General features: G+C 50.3%; 18 protein-coding genes. 9 read left to right on the forward strand and 9 right to left on the reverse strand.

Features of this window, described 5'->3' with window-relative positions; translation table 11 throughout:
- Position 1 precedes the first annotated feature (1 nt).
- Positions 2 to 1,198 (forward strand): MFS transporter, encoded by a 1,197-nt coding sequence (locus ACF8PE_RS14520; RefSeq protein ID WP_103792279.1) that lies wholly within the window; start codon positions 2 to 4, stop codon positions 1,196 to 1,198.
- A gap of 195 nt (positions 1,199 to 1,393) precedes the next feature.
- Here ACF8PE_RS14520 and ACF8PE_RS14525 read toward each other — a convergent pair whose 3' ends face one another.
- The gene (locus tag ACF8PE_RS14525) at positions 1,394 to 1,804 is read right to left on the reverse strand and encodes an ASCH domain-containing protein (RefSeq protein WP_059307827.1); all 411 of its coding nucleotides are present in this window, start codon (positions 1,802 to 1,804) and stop codon (positions 1,394 to 1,396) included.
- 228 nt (positions 1,805 to 2,032) lie between these two features.
- On the opposite strand from ACF8PE_RS14525, the gene ACF8PE_RS14530 reads away from it, so the two are divergent.
- The gene (locus ACF8PE_RS14530; RefSeq protein WP_082697330.1) at positions 2,033 to 2,548 is read left to right on the forward strand and encodes a GNAT family N-acetyltransferase; all 516 of its coding nucleotides are present in this window, start codon (positions 2,033 to 2,035) and stop codon (positions 2,546 to 2,548) included.
- A gap of 574 nt (positions 2,549 to 3,122) precedes the next feature.
- On the opposite strand, the gene ACF8PE_RS14535 is transcribed toward ACF8PE_RS14530, so the two are convergent.
- Together ACF8PE_RS14535 and ACF8PE_RS14540 are read right to left on the reverse strand one after the other, a co-directional pair.
- The gene (locus ACF8PE_RS14535) at positions 3,123 to 3,512 is read right to left on the reverse strand and encodes a hypothetical protein (protein WP_059307828.1); all 390 of its coding nucleotides are present in this window, start codon (positions 3,510 to 3,512) and stop codon (positions 3,123 to 3,125) included.
- Complete coding sequence (locus ACF8PE_RS14540; RefSeq protein ID WP_336653992.1) at positions 3,509 to 4,888, reverse strand: MFS transporter; 1,380 nt, start codon at positions 4,886 to 4,888, stop codon at positions 3,509 to 3,511. The genes ACF8PE_RS14535 and ACF8PE_RS14540 overlap by 4 nt, the downstream gene beginning before the upstream one ends.
- Before the next feature lie 124 nt (positions 4,889 to 5,012).
- Between ACF8PE_RS14540 and ACF8PE_RS14545 the strand changes: the two genes are divergently transcribed.
- Complete coding sequence (locus ACF8PE_RS14545) at positions 5,013 to 5,936, forward strand: LysR family transcriptional regulator (RefSeq protein WP_059307830.1); 924 nt, start codon at positions 5,013 to 5,015, stop codon at positions 5,934 to 5,936.
- Between the two features lie 176 nt (positions 5,937 to 6,112).
- Here ACF8PE_RS14545 and ACF8PE_RS14550 read toward each other — a convergent pair whose 3' ends face one another.
- On the reverse strand, positions 6,113 to 6,619 hold the full coding sequence (locus ACF8PE_RS14550) for an Lrp/AsnC family transcriptional regulator (protein WP_392495014.1): 507 nt from the start codon (positions 6,617 to 6,619) through the stop codon (positions 6,113 to 6,115).
- 84 nt (positions 6,620 to 6,703) lie between these two features.
- Between ACF8PE_RS14550 and ACF8PE_RS14555 the strand changes: the two genes are divergently transcribed.
- Positions 6,704 to 7,879 carry an MFS transporter gene (locus tag ACF8PE_RS14555; RefSeq protein ID WP_032610945.1) on the forward strand — a complete coding sequence of 392 codons (1,176 nt, stop codon included), beginning with the start codon at positions 6,704 to 6,706 and terminating at the stop codon, positions 7,877 to 7,879.
- 207 nt (positions 7,880 to 8,086) lie between these two features.
- Here the strand turns inward: ACF8PE_RS14555 and ACF8PE_RS14560 are convergent, their stop codons facing one another.
- The 5 genes from ACF8PE_RS14560 to ACF8PE_RS14580 all read right to left on the reverse strand — a co-directional run bounded on the left by ACF8PE_RS14560 (position 8,087) and on the right by ACF8PE_RS14580 (position 12,685).
- Positions 8,087 to 8,980, reverse strand: coding sequence for a PhzF family phenazine biosynthesis protein (locus ACF8PE_RS14560; RefSeq protein WP_059307831.1), 894 nt, complete (start codon positions 8,978 to 8,980; stop codon positions 8,087 to 8,089).
- Positions 8,981 to 9,501: 521 nt separating this feature from the next.
- A complete protein-coding gene (locus ACF8PE_RS14565; protein WP_117385597.1) occupies positions 9,502 to 10,533 on the reverse strand; it encodes a methionine synthase in 1,032 nt (343 codons plus the stop codon).
- Positions 10,534 to 10,560: 27 nt separating this feature from the next.
- On the reverse strand, positions 10,561 to 11,544 hold the full coding sequence (locus tag ACF8PE_RS14570) for a DUF1852 domain-containing protein (RefSeq protein ID WP_032611020.1): 984 nt from the start codon (positions 11,542 to 11,544) through the stop codon (positions 10,561 to 10,563).
- 171 nt (positions 11,545 to 11,715) lie between these two features.
- The gene (locus ACF8PE_RS14575) at positions 11,716 to 12,486 is read right to left on the reverse strand and encodes a hypothetical protein (RefSeq protein WP_032610942.1); all 771 of its coding nucleotides are present in this window, start codon (positions 12,484 to 12,486) and stop codon (positions 11,716 to 11,718) included.
- 1 nt (position 12,487) lies between these two features.
- Positions 12,488 to 12,685, reverse strand: coding sequence for a hypothetical protein (locus tag ACF8PE_RS14580; RefSeq protein ID WP_032610941.1), 198 nt, complete (start codon positions 12,683 to 12,685; stop codon positions 12,488 to 12,490).
- A 130-nt stretch (positions 12,686 to 12,815) separates the two neighbouring features.
- On the opposite strand from ACF8PE_RS14580, the gene ACF8PE_RS14585 reads away from it, so the two are divergent.
- The 5 genes from ACF8PE_RS14585 (at position 12,816) to ACF8PE_RS14605 (ending at position 15,963) form a co-directional block, all read left to right on the forward strand.
- The gene (locus tag ACF8PE_RS14585; protein WP_392495015.1) at positions 12,816 to 14,237 is read left to right on the forward strand and encodes an FAD-binding oxidoreductase; all 1,422 of its coding nucleotides are present in this window, start codon (positions 12,816 to 12,818) and stop codon (positions 14,235 to 14,237) included.
- A gap of 364 nt (positions 14,238 to 14,601) precedes the next feature.
- On the forward strand, positions 14,602 to 14,841 hold the full coding sequence (gene ycgZ / locus ACF8PE_RS14590; RefSeq protein WP_032610938.1) for a regulatory protein YcgZ: 240 nt from the start codon (positions 14,602 to 14,604) through the stop codon (positions 14,839 to 14,841).
- 44 nt (positions 14,842 to 14,885) lie between these two features.
- Positions 14,886 to 15,167 carry a hypothetical protein gene (locus ACF8PE_RS14595; RefSeq protein WP_051915972.1) on the forward strand — a complete coding sequence of 94 codons (282 nt, stop codon included), beginning with the start codon at positions 14,886 to 14,888 and terminating at the stop codon, positions 15,165 to 15,167.
- A 34-nt stretch (positions 15,168 to 15,201) separates the two neighbouring features.
- Positions 15,202 to 15,480: a biofilm development regulator YmgB/AriR family protein gene (locus ACF8PE_RS14600; RefSeq protein ID WP_032610937.1), complete on the forward strand. Its 279-nt coding sequence runs from the start codon at positions 15,202 to 15,204 to the stop codon at positions 15,478 to 15,480.
- 207 nt (positions 15,481 to 15,687) lie between these two features.
- A complete protein-coding gene (locus tag ACF8PE_RS14605; RefSeq protein WP_032610935.1) occupies positions 15,688 to 15,963 on the forward strand; it encodes a metal/formaldehyde-sensitive transcriptional repressor in 276 nt (91 codons plus the stop codon).
- Positions 15,964 to 15,987 lie beyond the last annotated feature (24 nt).

The following is a 15,987-nucleotide window of genomic DNA, read 5'->3' on the forward strand; positions in this document are numbered from 1 at the left end:
CATGTCCACAGAACCGTTCCTGCCTGTTGCAGACCAGAACAATAATATCATTCGCCTCTCGACCGCCCAGGCTCTCGCCGGTGCTAACTCGGTGGTTTTTTATGCCACGGGGGCCATTGTGGGTAACGCTATCGCGCCCAGTAGTTCTCTGGCTACGCTGCCCATCACCATGTTTGTTCTGGGCATGGCGGCCTGCATCCTGCCGTTAGGTTCACTGGCGCGAAAAAATGGCCGTAAGGCTGCCTTTATGGTCGGCACCGGGGCGGGGGTGATTACCGGGCTGATCGCTGCCCTGGCCGTCCTGATTGGCTCATTCATCCTCTTCTGCGTTGCCGCCTTTATCGGGGGGGCATATGCAGCCGTGGCGCTCAGCTTTCGTTTCGCCGCCACCGATGGTGTGACACCGGAACGACGGGCACGGGCGTTGTCGCTGGTGATGGGAGGAGGGGTGATCGCCGGTGTGGTGGGGCCCATGCTGGTTTCCGCAACAATGCATCTCTGGCCACCTCACACCTTTGCCGTCACCTTTCTTGCCCAGGCGTTCGTGGCCGTCATCTCGGCGTTTATCCTCAACGGCGTAAAAACAGCCGAACCTGCCAGTGCAGCCAGAGCGGGTGGGCGGCCTTTGCGCGAAATAGTGCGTCAGCCGGGCTTTGCCAGAACCGTATTTAGCGGCGCGGTCACCTATATGGTGATGAACTTCCTGATGACGGCTGCACCGCTGTCGATGCACATGCACGGCATTTCTCAGCAGGCGTCCAATCTGGGGATTCAGTGGCACGTTATTGCCATGTACGGCCCGGGATTTTTCACCGGCAAGTTAATCAGCCGTTTTGGTGCCATGCGTATCGCCGCGACGGGTCTGCTTATCACAGCATGCTCTGTCCTGGCTGGTCTCGGCGGAACCGATATTTTCCATTACTGGCTGTCGTTGATTTTACTGGGCCTTGGCTGGAATTTTGGCTTCACTGGCGCATCGGCGAAAATCATTGAATATCACCGTCCTGAAGAGAAAACCCAGGTCCAGTCCCTGAACGACTTTGTGGTGTTTGGGGTGATGATCGTCGGGTCATTTTCTTCAGGTGCGCTGCTCAATTTCTATGGCTGGAACGCCGTCTTGTGGGGTTCACTTGTGCCTGTGGGTCTTGCATTTATAGGTATCGTGAAAGAACGGCAGGCAAAAGTCAGCATAACGTAACGTCCTGAGGAGGGGGCTGTCTGAATCAGCCCCCTGGTGATATGAAAGGTATCCCGGGCCCAATATTGGCAATCCTGATTTTGGGCATAACGGTTGATAGCCAGCTAACCCGCATGATGACGCAGGTCTGCGTCTGGCACAGAGTGGATAGGGTGATAAATGACAGAAGATCAAACCCCGGACTGTTATCTCCTCTTAGACGACCTCAACCACTTCAAATTCTTCTGCGATCAGTTCCATATCTTCAGAAAAATGCCCTTCGCGGGTGAAAAACCGCTGATGTTCTCTCTGCCAGTATTCAAGGCTTAAATCGCCTTCACCTTCTTTACGGGCAAACGCCTCCGTAACATCACAAAAACGCACCAGACGCATTGAAACCAGTCTGATTACGCAGACCGGGAGACCCTGGCCATCAAGGATGATGTTATAGCTCCCAATCTTCGGGGCAGACTCTTCCTGCTGGTAAGAGGTGAGCGATCCGCAGGAGGCCGTTTTGATCCCTTTTTTAATCAGGTTCGCAAGCTCGCTAGCCAGTGCCGGGCTGTCACCCACTTGCCAGGCGTCTGCGCCTGGATATTTTATTTTTAACTCTTCAACCGCAGCCATTATTAGTACGTTTCCATTAATCTTTAAATATCAATCATTTTGGCATAAATTGCAGGTTATTACATACACATCTAAACTGCATATTCATATTTACTCATGGCAGATAAGCTCCTGATTAACGTGACCAATCTGCATCAGATAAATCAAAACAGCGCTGCTGGTGGGTTGGTAGACTCAACGCGGCAAGCTGACCCGGCCAGGGCGTTGAGTTAACAAAAGGAAGTAAACATGGAAATAACGATAGAACTCTGTCCTAAAGATGAATGGGATTCCATGGTGGAAATTTTTACCGAAATGGAAGAACACTATTATGGTAAGGGAATCATTCAGGAACCGCTGTTGAAGGATTACCTACAACATAAATTGTTCAGCCAGCTTTCCAGTACCCTGGTGGTCAGGGCTCGCTGTGGCGCTCATATTGTTGGGCTGGCCTGCTGTAGCATTCTCTATCCTTCTCCTCGATACAGTGGTCAGCTTCACATCAAAGAGTTGTATGTCTCCCAAAGAGAGAGAAGTAGGGGTACAGGGAAATCCATAATGCGCTTTATTGCGAAACTCGCTCTTGAGCAGGGATGTTATAACCTCAGCTGGAACGCCGAGAAATCAAACCATCGAGCAAACCATTTTTATCAGTCTTTAGGAGGAAGGATAAATGACAGCATGGTGAATTATTCCCTTTATGGTGATCGCCTGAGCGACCTGGCTTTCGATGATTCGGCAGAACAGCATCACGCTGCCAGTTAAGCTATGCGTTGATGATTCCGCTTGCCGGTAAGCTGTAGGGAACTTGAAGCATGTTAATGCAGGGTCTGCTTTGTGCCAGAAGCGGACATTAAGAAGTCTACCTGGGCCGTACTCCCGGTCAGATGGGGGGCTGTACATATTACCATCGACGTCCATCACTCGGGCCTTAAGACACTCGGCGATTTCTAACATCTTTCTATATAGCTGCGTGTCTGGCCATTTGGTGTAAATATTGCCGTCACTCCAGTCAATCCATGTCTCTTTATACGAGGAAGGCCCCGACCAAAAAGTATGATAATCGCCATTTCTGGTTTCCCTTGTTAAGTCGCTGTCGCTATCAATAAAGGCAAGCCACTCCTCAGTAACTTTTCAAACATTTTTCGCTTATCAGCTTTAATAATGAGCCAAAACAGAGACCTTTTTCTAAGAGAAGCATTTCAGGCCAGGGCATATTGATACACTCACTTTTGGCTCATAGCGTATGCTGGCCTTTAATTGTCCGCCTCCTCAAAGGCGGACTTTGCTGACAAGATGCCATGTTACTTCCAGCAGCGCTCTGCATTACTGCCTGATTTTAAGGCAGAGAGGTTTCGTGAAGATGCCGCCAGATTGCATGACTGTCATCCCTCATTTCAAACACAGCAGTTGAAAAACGGCGCGTTGCTTTCTCCCCTGGTAATTGCTGTATTTCTTTATAGGTGACTGTAGCTCCCCTTTCATTTTCAGCGATAACCTGCATATCAATGATTTCAATATTCAGTCCCTGGCGGGCACCCCGCTGAGTAGAGAAAAAAGCTTTTAATGCGGCAAAATCGAGCAAGACTCCACCCGGTGTCACCATCGAGAATGTCAGGCTGAAGCGTAACAGTAATTTGTCACAGATATCAGCATGCGCATTAGCATCGCCTAACCAATCCTGGATCAATACGTGGGTATCCAGCACTTCTTTGAAATAACGATTCATTGCTGCTCCTGATTAACGAAATAAAGTACGCGATGATTGTTGAGCCGATAACAGCACAGCAGGGGAATAACGGCGCTGCATGCTGCTAATCCAAAGGTAAGATGATAAGCCCCTTCTGTGGGCAGGCCGGTATTGGCGATAAGATTAAACAGAAGGTTAAGCAGGGTAACGCCCAGGCAGAAGCTGAGCTGGCGATTGATATTCCACAACGCGCTGGCATCAGCGAGCTCGCGATCTGCTATCTGGATGAAGGCGGAACTTTGCGCTGTGCTGCTGCACAGGCTGCTGCCAAAACCCATCAGCGTGAACGCTATGACACAAACGGTCACATCCAGAGTGTGGCCCGTCAGAACCAGTAGAGCCATACCGAAAGCGTTAACCAGACAACCCGTGATAAACAGGGGGCGAGGTCCCCATATGTTGAACTTTTTCCCTGTCATGCCGATCGCTGCAAACGAAGCCAGTGACCATGGCAGCATCATCGCGCCAACAACGCTGGCACGCATGCCGAGCTGATTCTGCAGATAGAGCATGCAGAGCATATTCACACCGGTAAATACGCCTGGTACAAACTGATAAATCAGCATGGCGGTATGCAAAAGCGGATCTCTGATCAGGTGCAAATTGAGTAAGGGTTTGCTTTTTTTCAGGGCCTGCCACGCATAGCCCGCCAGACAAAACAAGCCGGCAGTCAGTATCAAGGCGCCATGAAAATGATGATTGGGTTCACCCAGATATGTCAGCCCAAGGAGTATCAGGGTTAACGCTGCGCAGCCACTCAGCAAACCCTCCAGATCTAACCGCTCGCGCGATCCCTCCCGGGCCTCATTTTTGAGCCAGAGCCAGGCCAGTATCAGGGCGACAACGGCTAACGGCAGGCTTGCCAGAAATACCCAGCGCCAACTGAGGTTGTCGACCAGAACCCCTCCTGCTAACGGCGACAGTGCCGGAGCCAGCAGGGCAATCAGCATCACAACTGAAGAGAGCTTTGCACGTTCATGACTCTGATAGAGTGCATAGGTCATTGCCTGACCGACAGGGATGAGTAATCCGCCACCAACACCCTGTATCCAGCGCCATGCAATCAGTTGTGAAATTGATGATGACGCCCCAACACCACAGGTGCCAGCAATGAAAATAAGCAGGGAAAACAGGAAAAGACGTTTAGCACCAGCGCGTCTTGCCAGCCAGCTGCTAAGGGGGATAACCAGTGTCAGGCCTAAGATGTAACCATTACTTATCCAGGCTACCTCGCTGACGGTGGCATCAAAACGTCGTGCAATATCGGGATATGCAACGTTGGCGATAAACATATTAACTAGATCAATAAAAAATCCCAGCAGATAGAGGGTGGTAACGCGTGCACGATAATTCATTCTGTTCTCAAACAAGTACATCAGGCGCGCAGTATAAGCGCTGCGGAAATCGGGATAAATTTCCTCTCTGTTGTTACACTGTCAAAAAAATTTTGACAGTAGTTATCTCGGCGAGCACAAAAAAATGATTAATATGCAACGCGCTGCAATCTTTGTTGCGGTGGTTGAGGCGGGGAGTTTCACCGACGCAGCCCAGACGCTGGGTCTGACTAAAGCGGTCGTCAGCGCCAGTATCAAAGTGCTGGAGAAAGAGTTGGGCGTTTCATTATTGTCGAGAAGCACCAGGCACGTTTCAACTACGGATACCGGTGAACGATTTTACCAGCACTGTCTGCACCTTCTTCAGGAAGCCGAACGTGTTCTGGACGACATTCGTAGCGATCACTCTGGATTAAGCGGTTCACTCAGAATTACCACAACAGCAGAATATGGCGTGCGCGTGGTTGTCCCGGCACTGGCGGCCTTTCGCGCTCGCCATCCGCAGTTACGTATACAGCATGTTTCATCATCGCAAAATGACGATCTCATTTCCGGCCGTTTTGATGTCGCGATACGGCTGGGTCATCTTGCTGACTCCAGCCACCACGCCCGTCTTATTGATCGATTCGATATTTATCCGGTCGCTTCCCCTGACTATCTGAATACGTTGGGAGAGCAGGTTGTCGTGGAACTGGCACAGCTTGCTAAGGCGAACTGGATTGCTCACAGCCGTTTATCCACGCCATTAAGCTGGCAGGTAACTACACCAGAGAAAGAAAAGGTGATTTTCAGTGCCGATAGCCCCGCAATGATAATGGCCGATAGCGCCTCCTCATTACTGGCTTTTACTCTGCAAGGCGCTGGCGTTGCGATTTTGCCCGACTGGCTGGTAAAAGATGAGGTAGCCAAAGGAAATTTGATTCGCTTACTGCCAGACCATCATTTTCCCCGACAAGGCATTTACGCGCTTTACCCTCATACACGCCATGTGCCAAAAAAAGTGAGGGCATTTATTGATTTTCTGCAAAACAGAATCGAGAACATGGATGCACGCGATATACCTGCATAAACCTGTGAAACAGTTCGGGTTTAGTAATGGACCAGATATGTCATGCATGAAAAAGGAGGGGCCTGTAATGGGTCGCCTTGTTTCAGGATGACAGTAATAACGTATCGTCCGCTTTGTGCCAGAAGCGGACCTTTATTTGTAAAAGAACTGAGTTAACTTTGACAAGCCTGCTCTTATCAAGCTGAATCAGGTGATGGGCCACGTTCCAGGAACGTAGAAAGCGCGATATAGCTGCGCACAGAGCGTACGCCCTCAAGGCTCTGAATCTCCATCAGGAAATTCTCCAGTGATTCGGTATCGGCGGCCCGCACTTTGATAAAGACGCAGCCGTCACCGGCGACGGTATGTAATTCTTCCACTTCCTTGCGGTTAGTGAACTGCAAAAGGGCCCGTGTCGCATGATAGCTGCTGGTATCGATAACAAGGAACGTTAAAAGAGTCCGTCCCAGTTTGCAGCCATCCAGTACCGCCACAGTACCCTTGATAACCCCATCACGCTTCAGTCGCTTTACGCGATCGTGAACAGCGGGGGCCGATAAACTCACAATCTCGCTCAACTCCGTGTAGCTACGGCCTGCGTCCTCCGCTAAGGCACCTAATATTTTTCGGTCAATGGCGTCCAGCTCCGCTGGTTTATGCCTTGTCTGCCGAATACCATCTTTTTCTTTATCAAATGCGCTCATAAGGGTTCTCATTCTGAATGAAAATATGAATATACTTTATTTAACCTAATATTATTAAGCTACAAAACAGATAATGGAGTTGCAATGCCTATCGCACTTTTCGCCCTTGCTGTCGGAGCATTCGGTATCGGTCTGACTGAATTTGTCATTGCCGGAATTCTCCCGCAAATTGCCTCAGAACTTAGTGTCAGTATTCCCAAAGCAGGAATGATGGCGACCTCCTATGCGCTTGGCGTCTTTGTTGGCGCACCGCTGTTAACCGTGCTGGGCGCAAGAGTTCCTCGTAAGGCTATGCTAATCGCGTTAGCGGGAATTTTTACTCTGGGCAATGTTATTACTGCACTCGCGCCGACGATGGCGGTAGCGGTTGTGGGTCGTATTATCACCTCCTTTAATCACGGAGCGTTTTTCGGTATAGGCTCAATAATTGCTGCATCGCTGGTCGCGCCCGGTCGTCAGGCAAGTGCCATCGCCTTTATGTTTTCGGGGCTGACATTAGCCAATCTTCTCGGCGTGCCTGCCGGGACGTGGCTTGCTCAGACATTTAGCTGGAGACTGGTATTCTGGGTGATTGCTGGTATCGGTCTGCTAACAATGGCAAGCGTAGCCATACTGGTTCCACACATTGCAAAAGGTAAGACTATTGCTTTACGTAACGAGCTTAGGGCTTTTGTTGATCCGCAGGTGCTGCTGGTCATGGGGATTACGATTTTCGGCCCGGCTGCCTTTTTCACTTCTATCACCTATATTGCCCCAATGATGGTTCAGGAGGCCGGTTTCTCCGAAGGCGGCGTGGCGGGGTTAATGGTGTTGTTTGGTCTCGGGCTTGCCGTTGGCAACTGGGTTGGCGGACGATTTGCCGATCGCTCCCTGTTTGGCACGCTTTTCGTCACCCTCGCGGCTCAGGGCCTGGTACTGCTGGTATTTTGGATGGGAGTGGAAAATCAGTGGATTGCCGGAATGTCAGTATTCCTGATGGCGGCATTCGGCTTTGCGACAGTCTCGCCTATTCAGAAGTTGGTGATGGAACGGGCAAGCCAGGCGGGTGCCCCCACGATGGCTGCATCGGTCAATATTGGCATGTTTAATCTGGGAAATGCGCTGGGAGCATGGGCTGGCGGGGTAACCATTGCCGCAGGATTTGGTCTGGCCTCACCTAACTGGGCGGGCGCTATTCTGTCCTTTATTGCTCTGGGCTTAGCTTATCTTGCCTGGCTCACTGCTCGTAAAGGATATGTATTAAATGCTGGTTCTTACTGATTAATTAATCAAAGATTATTGCTTATCTTTATAAACAACATGTTTTGCGGACATCTGTTTAAGCTGGTAGATGTCCGCTATTCGCTCATCGCGGACCTTCAGCGCCCCCGTCCACTAAAAACCCGGTGCAAGCGAACAATAAAGTGGGCGAGACAATAAAAAATACTGCTCGCCCTGAAATAGTCTTTTCCAGACGGTACATTCGCGTCAGAGTTTAAATGTCCCTTCCATCGTAATGACACTTTTACCCCCTACGTTGATCACCGGGGTGTCTGAGGTACCATCGTAACGGGTATACAGAGAGCTGGCCCGCCCCATATCAACCCCCTGTCTTATATGCAATGAAAGCTGCTTTTTATCCTTGAGGGTTGCCAGCAATGCCGTAACTGCTGCGGTTGCACTACCTGTGGCCGGATCCTCAGTCATACGGGGAGTAAACATGCGGGCCTGAAGATCGCATTGCGTCTCAGGATCTGATTCATCGATATAAGCGTAAATAGAGACCGCACCATCAAGCGGTAAAATATGGCGAAAACCTTGTAAATTCGGCACGCATCGGCGCAACGCGTCTCGTGAGGCGAGATTGACGATCAGAAACGGCAAACCCACCGAGGCGACAAGCGGAACATGGGTTGTGGTACAAATATCCTCTGGGGCTAAAGACAGGCAGGCGGCGACGTTTTCCGGGCTGACTTCAGAGCGACAGGATAATGCCTCTGGAACAAGCAGTTCAGCGCCAGTAATCACGCCGTGATCTTTAAGTATTTTTACGGGTACGAGCCCGGCAATTTCTTCAAACAGCATGGTTTCAGGGAAGGGCGCGCCCTCCAGTGCGGCATAATATGCCAGCACGTAGGCTGTGCCGACATTAGGATGTCCGGCAAACGGGATTTCGCGGGAAGGGGTAAAAATCCTGACCTGCGCTGTATTAGCCGGGTCGGCTGGGGGAAGAACGAATGTTGTTTCACTGTAACCAAACTCGACGGCAATCCGTTGCATTTGTTCGGTGCTCATTCCCTCAGCATCTAATACCACGGCGACAGGGTTACCAAGAAAGGGGGTATCAGTAAAAACATCTGCGATGACATAACGTCTTTTCATTATCAGTCCTGGAGTGAAATAGGCAGGTAGCGCAGTAATCCGCATTATTAGCATGGCTAAGATGCGAGAATGCATAACAAAAATTCAGATTAACGACTCTCAACTTCCGAAACCAGTCGCTGTGCAATTTCAGTGTATCAGTCTGATGCAGATGTATTTTTCCCGTAAAATTATCAGAGAAGGGGCAGCCTGCGCATTATTCTGCTTATCTTCTTTTAGACTCATTTCATATAGTGAAAATGTCGACACGCAATGAATGTTTGCTTTTCGCGATGAGCGGCACGGCAGTTTCATATAGCTTAAAAAACAGACGTAACGTCGATATAAACTTAAGTGCGAAGACCTGCGCACTATTGCAGCAGATTTAAACTGACTCTTAATAAGGAGCCGGGGGAGGGGCGCGGCAATTGCAGCGTGGCTATCGGGAAAGACATCCTGATGCCGGTTTAAGGCTGAAGTAGACGCCAAAAAATGGCGTAAAAGGAGAGGCCGGGGGCGCTTCGCTTGCCCGGCCTGACAGATTATCGGGTGCTCAGTTCTCTGCGGATAATCTCCGCCCCGGCGCTTAAGGCATTCAGCTTGCCGTTGGCAACCTGACGGGATAACGGCGCCATTCCACAGTTGGTAGAGGGGTAGAGCTTGTCGGCATCTACGAACTGCAGCGCTTTGCGAAGCGTACTGGCAACTTCTTCTGGCGTCTCGATGGCATGGGTTGCCACGTCAATGGCACCCACCATCACCTTTTTACCGCGGATCAGTTCGAGCAGATCCATGGGTACGCGCGAGTTATGACACTCAAGCGAGATAATGTCGATATTAGAGGTTTGCAGTTTCGGGAACGCCTCTTCATATTGCCGCCACTCTGACCCCAGCGTCTTTTTCCAGTCGGTATTGGCTTTGATGCCATAGCCATAGCAAATGTGTACCGCCGTTTCGCATTTCAGCCCTTCGATGGCTCTCTCTAACGCGGCGATGCCCCAGTCGTTCACTTCATCGAAGAACACGTTAAAGGCAGGCTCATCGAACTGGATAATATCCACACCCGCGGCCTCTAACTCTCTGGCTTCCTGGTTGAGGATCTTTGCGAACTCCCATGCCAGTTTTTCGCGGCTTTTATAGTGGTTGTCATAGAGGGTGTCGATCATGGTCATCGGGCCAGGCAGCGCCCATTTAATGGGCTGCGTGGTGAGCTGGCGTAAGTATTTAGCATCATCAACAAACACCGGCTTCTGGCGAGCCACGGCACCCACGACGGTCGGCACGCTCGCATCATAGCGATTACGGATTTTAACGACTTCGCGCTTCTCAAAATCGACGCCACTCAGGTGCTCGATGAAGGTGGTGACGAAATGCTGGCGCGTTTGCTCACCATCGCTGACGATATCAATGCCAGCCCGCAGCTGATCGTCCAGGGATAAACGCAACGCATCCTGCTTACCGGCAATTAATTCTTCATTTTCCAGCTTCCAGGGGGACCAGAGGGTCTCCGGTTGGGCAAGCCAGGACGGTTTAGGCAAGCTGCCAGCAGTGGACGTGGGGAGCAATGTTTTCATAACAGGTGACCTTATTGTTTTAATTAATCAAAGCGCGTACTGAGCAGACCATTGCTCAAGAATATTTTTGTACGGTTTAATGAAGTGTTCCTCAGTAAACTTTCCCTGCTCAATCGCTAACTGGCTACGCTCTTCGCGATCGTAAACAATTTTGGTTAAGGAGTGGTCCTGGTTCGTCAGGCTGGGCTGGTAGTATTGCCCGGCGACCGAGTTAGCGTTGTAGATCTCAGGACGATAAATTTTCTGGAACGTCTCCATGGTGCTGATGGTGCCGATCAACTCAATAAAGGTGTAGTCACTCAGTAAATCGCCGGTGAAATAAAACGCCAGCGGCGCGGCACTGTGTGGCGGCATAAAATAGCGAACCTGCAGACCCATTTTTTTGAAGTAGGCTTCCGTCAACGACGAACCCTGTTGCTGGTATTCAATGCCTAATACCGGATGTTCATTCCCGATGCGTTGATAGACATTTTTATTGGATACGCTAAGGCAAATGACCGGCGGCTTGTTAAAGTTCTGCTGGTACGCGGGTGAGTTGACAAAATGCTTAAAGATATTGCCGTGTAACGCGCCAAAATCATGCGGAATGCTGAACGCGTCCTGCTGTTTATTATGATCCGGCAGTAAGACACTGAAATCATAATCCCGCACATAGGAAGAGAAATTATTCCCGACAATGCCTTCAACACGCTCGTGCGTTTTTTTATCAAGAATGTTGGTTTTTAATATTTCAATGGCCGGGAAGGTGAAGCGATCCGCTTCCGAGTCAATATTCATCTCGACAGAGATAATATCCAGCTCAACAGCATAACGATCGGCTTTTGGATTGTCCCAGTGAGCTAACGCATTGAATCGATTGTCGATCATCACTAACGTATTACGCAGGTTCTGCTGGCGGTTATCGCCTCTGGCCAGGTTCGCAAAGTTGGTGGTAATACGTGTGTTTTCGGAGGGGTTATAATTTTCATCGAAACGACTGTGCTTAATCGTAAAGGTGAAGTCTTTATTGATCGTCATCTCACTTCCTCGGCTCTGGCATAAAAAGTGATGTTCGTCGTTGTCACGAATTTCACTTTTTATGTTGCTAATACGTTAATGCATCTTTTATGCCAGAGCCTCTGTACGAGGGAAAGCGACTAAATTTCACTACAACATGAGCCATCTTCATGATCGAAGAACCGATCAGTCTGTTTTCTCCGAACGCTGCTCCAGATCCAGCGCGCTGGCGCTGGCAGGATCGAATAGTGAAAGACTTTCAATTTGATCCAACATAATCACCTTGCGGAAGGCCATCGCGCTACGTGGCTGGGAATCAAGCGTGATGTCGTGGTCGGCATACCACTTGCTGTAATTATGCTCAATGCACAGATTAAGCGTCGTACCGTCGCGATAGCCGCTGAGCATCGGGATCAACACGATATTGGCGGTTTTTTCATATTCCAGGGTCGCGGTATGGATCATGCCGACATAAATGCGTCGCGACTTCAGGGTCACCAGCGCCAGCTCGCCTTCCTCCATGCACTGATACAACAACTGTTCGATACCGCTGGATTGCGACAGGCGCTTATAAAGCTGTTTACGGCCTTCACCGTCCAGCCTGGCGCTGCCTGCCCAGTTCGAACGATAGAGACAAAACAGAATGGCAAAGGCCAGCATCACCACTACCGGCGCCTGGATACCCAAAAAGCTCCAGTTCATAAAATCCACTTGCCAGTTGGCGTTGGCCTGCGGGATTAAGTGGAACGTATTGGCAGCATAAGAGCACCCGAGGAGGAGCAGCCAGAGCAGGCCGGTGGCGATCACGCCCTGTAGTACGAAGATACAGCCGTACAGCGCAACCAGAAAATAGACATCCCAGCCGAAGGAACGCTTAATTTTAAAGCGGGTGGAGAGGTCGCGACTGGTGTACCAGTAGCCACACACCATCAGCACCATGAATATCGCCGTTCCCATATCAGGCCCTCTTCAGCGCGTTAACATGGCGCAGGAAGTCCTCTCGCACCTCTTTGCTTTTGTAGTTGACCGAGGCGTTGCCGTCCTGATCGATAATAATACGGTCGCCGTCCTCGACGGCCTCAATAATTTCCTGCTGACTCATGACCTGCAGCAGCGACTCCGGGCTGGAGAAAATCGACGTAATCAGACGTCTCATCGCATGGCATCCTTATAAACAAAAAGGTTAAGTCTGACCGATCCCCGCGGGGGCTGCTTTAAGGTTATGCTGAAAATCCTCTCTCTTACGGCCAAGCCCGAATAAATCACCCTTCAGGTCATCATGGCGCATGAAACCCACCATAATTAGTAGGGTTAAACCACGCCAGGTGAAAATCATGAAAGTCACAATCGATGAATTCAAAACGCACTTCCAGGGGGAAATGCTTCTGCCGGACGATGCCGGCTACGACGACGTGCGCCAGATCTGGAATGCCATGATCGACCGCAAACCCGCGGTCATTGCCCGCTGCAGATCCACAGAGGATGTCATTCGCGCCATCCAGTTTGGCCGCACGCAACATCTCCTGATTTCCATCCGAGGGGGTGGACACAACATCGCAGGCAATGCCGTGTGCGACGACGGCCTGATGATCGACCTCTCGCTGATGAAGGACGTGCAAGTGGACCCGACAACCCGTACGGCCAGCGTCGGACCAGGCTGCACCCTGGGCGAGGTTGATCGGGTGGTGCAGGCTCATGGCCTTGCCACGCCGCTGGGTATCAATTCCACCACCGGGGTGGCGGGCCTGACGCTGGGCGGCGGGTTCGGCTGGTTGAGCCGTAAGTACGGCATGACCATCGACAATCTGCTTTCGGCCGAAGTGATTACGGCGGACGGCCAACAACTCAACGCCAGTGAATCAGAAAACGCGGACCTCTTCTGGGGCCTGCGGGGTGGGGGAGGCAACTTCGGCGTGGTGACGCGCTTTGACTTCCAGCTCCATCCCGTTGGACCGGATGTGCTGAGTGGGCTAATTGTCTTTCCCTTTGATGAAGCGAAACAGGTGATTTCGCAGTTTGCCCGCTTCACCTGTACGATGCCGGAAGAACTCAACGTGTGGATGGTCACGCGCAAAGCACCGCCGCTGCCTTTCCTGCCCGACACGTTTCACGGCAAAGAGATGGTAGCGCTTGCCCTGTGCTATGTAGGCCATCCTGAAATGGGGGAGCAACTTATCGATCCGCTGCGCGGGTTCGGCACGGTGATTGGCGAACACGTTGGCGTGCAGCCTTATGTCGCCTGGCAGCAGGCATTCGATCCCCTGCTGGCGAAAGGCGCGCGTAATTACTGGAAGTCGCATAACTTCGTGCACATCAGCGACAGCGTAATCGATGCCATTGTCGAATACGCGGCCAGACTGCCGTCACCGCATTGCGAGATCTTCATCGGAACGATTGGCGGCCAGACGACCCGCATTATGCCCGAGGCCATGGCGTACTCCAGCCGGGACGCGAACTACGTGCTGAACGTGCACGGCCGCTGGGAAACCGCCGCCGAGGATGAGCATTGCATCGCCTGGGCACGGGAGTTTTTTGCGAAATCCCAGCCGTTTGCCAGCAGCGGGGCCTACATCAACTTTCTCACCCAGGAGGAGACCGACCGTATTGCCTTCGCGTATGGCGCCACCTGGAACCGGCTGGTGGAGCTGAAGAGCAAGTACGACCCGACAAATTTGTTCAGGATGAATCAGAATATCAGGCCGGTATAAGGCAAAGAATTGCGCCTGACAACCGTATACAGGCATAGACTGCGGTGGCTGGATGTCAGGCGTAATTAGGCAGAGTTTTTAAAACTGAAGTTCAGGACGCGTTGGAAGGTTTATTTTGAGGCAAGGTTCCCGGTTTTATGGGTAATACTTAAATTTGACTCATAAAAACCTGGATAAAATATTTTTGTAAATCTTAAAATATATTCTCATTTTAAGTTGTTGTTTATTTTGAGTTTTTTAAAAAATCCACATAGAGCGCCATTTAAAAGCGTACAAAGTTGTACAGCTGGTGTGTACAACTATCGCAAATTGGTATATTTTTTTTGCATATGTTTAAAACTCTCACCATCAGCACGGAGCATCTATGCGAGGTTACAGTTCGCGCCAAAGTTCAGCCCAGGCAATCACGGCCTACTTTAATAAAGCCCATATGCGTAGTCAGCAGGAGACGCTGGGTTTAATCGTAGGGGAGATTCTGAATGAAGGACGTAATCTGAGCCGACTGGCTATCTGTACCAAATTATTACGGCGCGTGGAACAGACGGAAGATGAAGCAGAAATAGCGCACTATAATGCGCTAATCAGTCTTTTTTTTGAGCGATAACACGTAACGTGCTGCTTTAGCTCAATAGCAATGTGAGAAAAGTTATGCATAGAACGAGATTTGAAAAACTAAAAGACGATCTTATTGGTGAGGCTGTTTTATTAATTTTAAAAGACAACGGTCCAATAAATTTTAAGTCTCTGGCCATTAAATTGAAGAAAATGGCCAGTACAGAACGTGATACTGAAAGACGTAGCGCCTTATCGGCGGCAGTCGCAGAGGTGGACCAAAAGGTCAAGTCCAGCGAAAGCATGCATTCTGACGTCATAAAAAAGAGTTTTATCAGTAACATGCAGTATCTGGCGGTGAATCCTAAACAGCATTAATACGATAAAAAACACTAATCTTTGAGTGAATGATATGAAAACCAATATTTCTCAGCACACACAGCATTTCAATGCACTCCAGGATCAGGCGCTGGCATCGTACTTCAGTTCAGCTGGCGGTGCCTTATCCGTTGAGTCTGCCGTCTTAGGTTCAGCAATAAGATGTATTATTCTCAGTGGAGATAACCTGACCAATAAACAAATTATTCTCCAGTTGATTTACGCGCTTGAACAAACGACGGATCAAGAGGCTGCCGATGTAATCCGAAATACGCTTGAAATTGTTGTCGGTTTTACGCGGGATGATATTTAAGCATTAATGTTCGCGCAAACTGCCCTTAACAAGGGCAGTGACCTCTCCTGAAGTGTCATCCAGTCTGCCCCTCCAGTCACAACGCCAATAACTACCTTAGTCACAACCCCAATAACAACCTTAGTCACAACCCCACAAACATTGTCGTTTACAGACCTCTGCAAAATAAAATAGTATACCCCCCTACAGTATCCAGGAGCCTCTTCTATGCCACATTCACCTGAAGATAAAAAACGTGTCCTGACGCGCGTGCGCCGCATTCGCGGGCAGGTCGATGCCCTGGAGCGGGCGCTCGAATCCGGCGAACCCTGCCTTGCCATCCTCCAGCAAATCGCCGCAGTGCGCGGGGCGGCAAACGGGTTAATGGGCGAGATGGTTGAAATTCACCTCAAAGATGAGCTGGTGACGGGCGAGACCACCGCCGATCAGCGGGCCGTCAGAATGGCAGAAGTCGGTCATTTGCTGCGCTCTTATCTAAAATAAAAACCTGACATCACTAAAAGGAAA

The organism is Leclercia sp. GLN_9, assembly GCF_043105735.1.
GTDB lineage: Bacteria > Pseudomonadota > Gammaproteobacteria > Enterobacterales > Enterobacteriaceae > Enterobacter > Enterobacter adecarboxylatus.

Excerpts from the sequence above, each read along its gene's own strand:
- ACF8PE_RS14520 (WP_103792279.1), top strand. The coding sequence starts at position 2 with ATGTCCACAGAACCGTTCCTGCCTGTTGCAGACCAGAACAATAATATC.
- ACF8PE_RS14525 (WP_059307827.1), bottom strand. The coding sequence starts at position 1,804 with ATGGCTGCGGTTGAAGAGTTAAAAATAAAATATCCAGGCGCAGACGCC.
- ACF8PE_RS14530 (WP_082697330.1), top strand. The coding sequence starts at position 2,033 with ATGGAAATAACGATAGAACTCTGTCCTAAAGATGAATGGGATTCCATG.
- ACF8PE_RS14535 (WP_059307828.1), bottom strand. The coding sequence starts at position 3,512 with ATGAATCGTTATTTCAAAGAAGTGCTGGATACCCACGTATTGATCCAG.
- ACF8PE_RS14540 (WP_336653992.1), bottom strand. The coding sequence starts at position 4,888 with ATGAATTATCGTGCACGCGTTACCACCCTCTATCTGCTGGGATTTTTT.
- ACF8PE_RS14545 (WP_059307830.1), top strand. The coding sequence starts at position 5,013 with ATGATTAATATGCAACGCGCTGCAATCTTTGTTGCGGTGGTTGAGGCG.
- ACF8PE_RS14550 (WP_392495014.1), bottom strand. The coding sequence starts at position 6,619 with ATGAGCGCATTTGATAAAGAAAAAGATGGTATTCGGCAGACAAGGCAT.
- ACF8PE_RS14555 (WP_032610945.1), top strand. The coding sequence starts at position 6,704 with ATGCCTATCGCACTTTTCGCCCTTGCTGTCGGAGCATTCGGTATCGGT.
- ACF8PE_RS14560 (WP_059307831.1), bottom strand. The coding sequence starts at position 8,980 with ATGAAAAGACGTTATGTCATCGCAGATGTTTTTACTGATACCCCCTTT.
- ACF8PE_RS14565 (WP_117385597.1), bottom strand. The coding sequence starts at position 10,533 with ATGAAAACATTGCTCCCCACGTCCACTGCTGGCAGCTTGCCTAAACCG.
- ACF8PE_RS14575 (WP_032610942.1), bottom strand. The coding sequence starts at position 12,486 with ATGGGAACGGCGATATTCATGGTGCTGATGGTGTGTGGCTACTGGTAC.
- ACF8PE_RS14580 (WP_032610941.1), bottom strand. The coding sequence starts at position 12,685 with ATGAGACGTCTGATTACGTCGATTTTCTCCAGCCCGGAGTCGCTGCTG.
- ACF8PE_RS14585 (WP_392495015.1), top strand. The coding sequence starts at position 12,816 with ATGAAACCCACCATAATTAGTAGGGTTAAACCACGCCAGGTGAAAATC.
- ycgZ (WP_032610938.1), top strand. The coding sequence starts at position 14,602 with ATGCGAGGTTACAGTTCGCGCCAAAGTTCAGCCCAGGCAATCACGGCC.
- ACF8PE_RS14595 (WP_051915972.1), top strand. The coding sequence starts at position 14,886 with ATGCATAGAACGAGATTTGAAAAACTAAAAGACGATCTTATTGGTGAG.
- ACF8PE_RS14600 (WP_032610937.1), top strand. The coding sequence starts at position 15,202 with ATGAAAACCAATATTTCTCAGCACACACAGCATTTCAATGCACTCCAG.
- ACF8PE_RS14605 (WP_032610935.1), top strand. The coding sequence starts at position 15,688 with ATGCCACATTCACCTGAAGATAAAAAACGTGTCCTGACGCGCGTGCGC.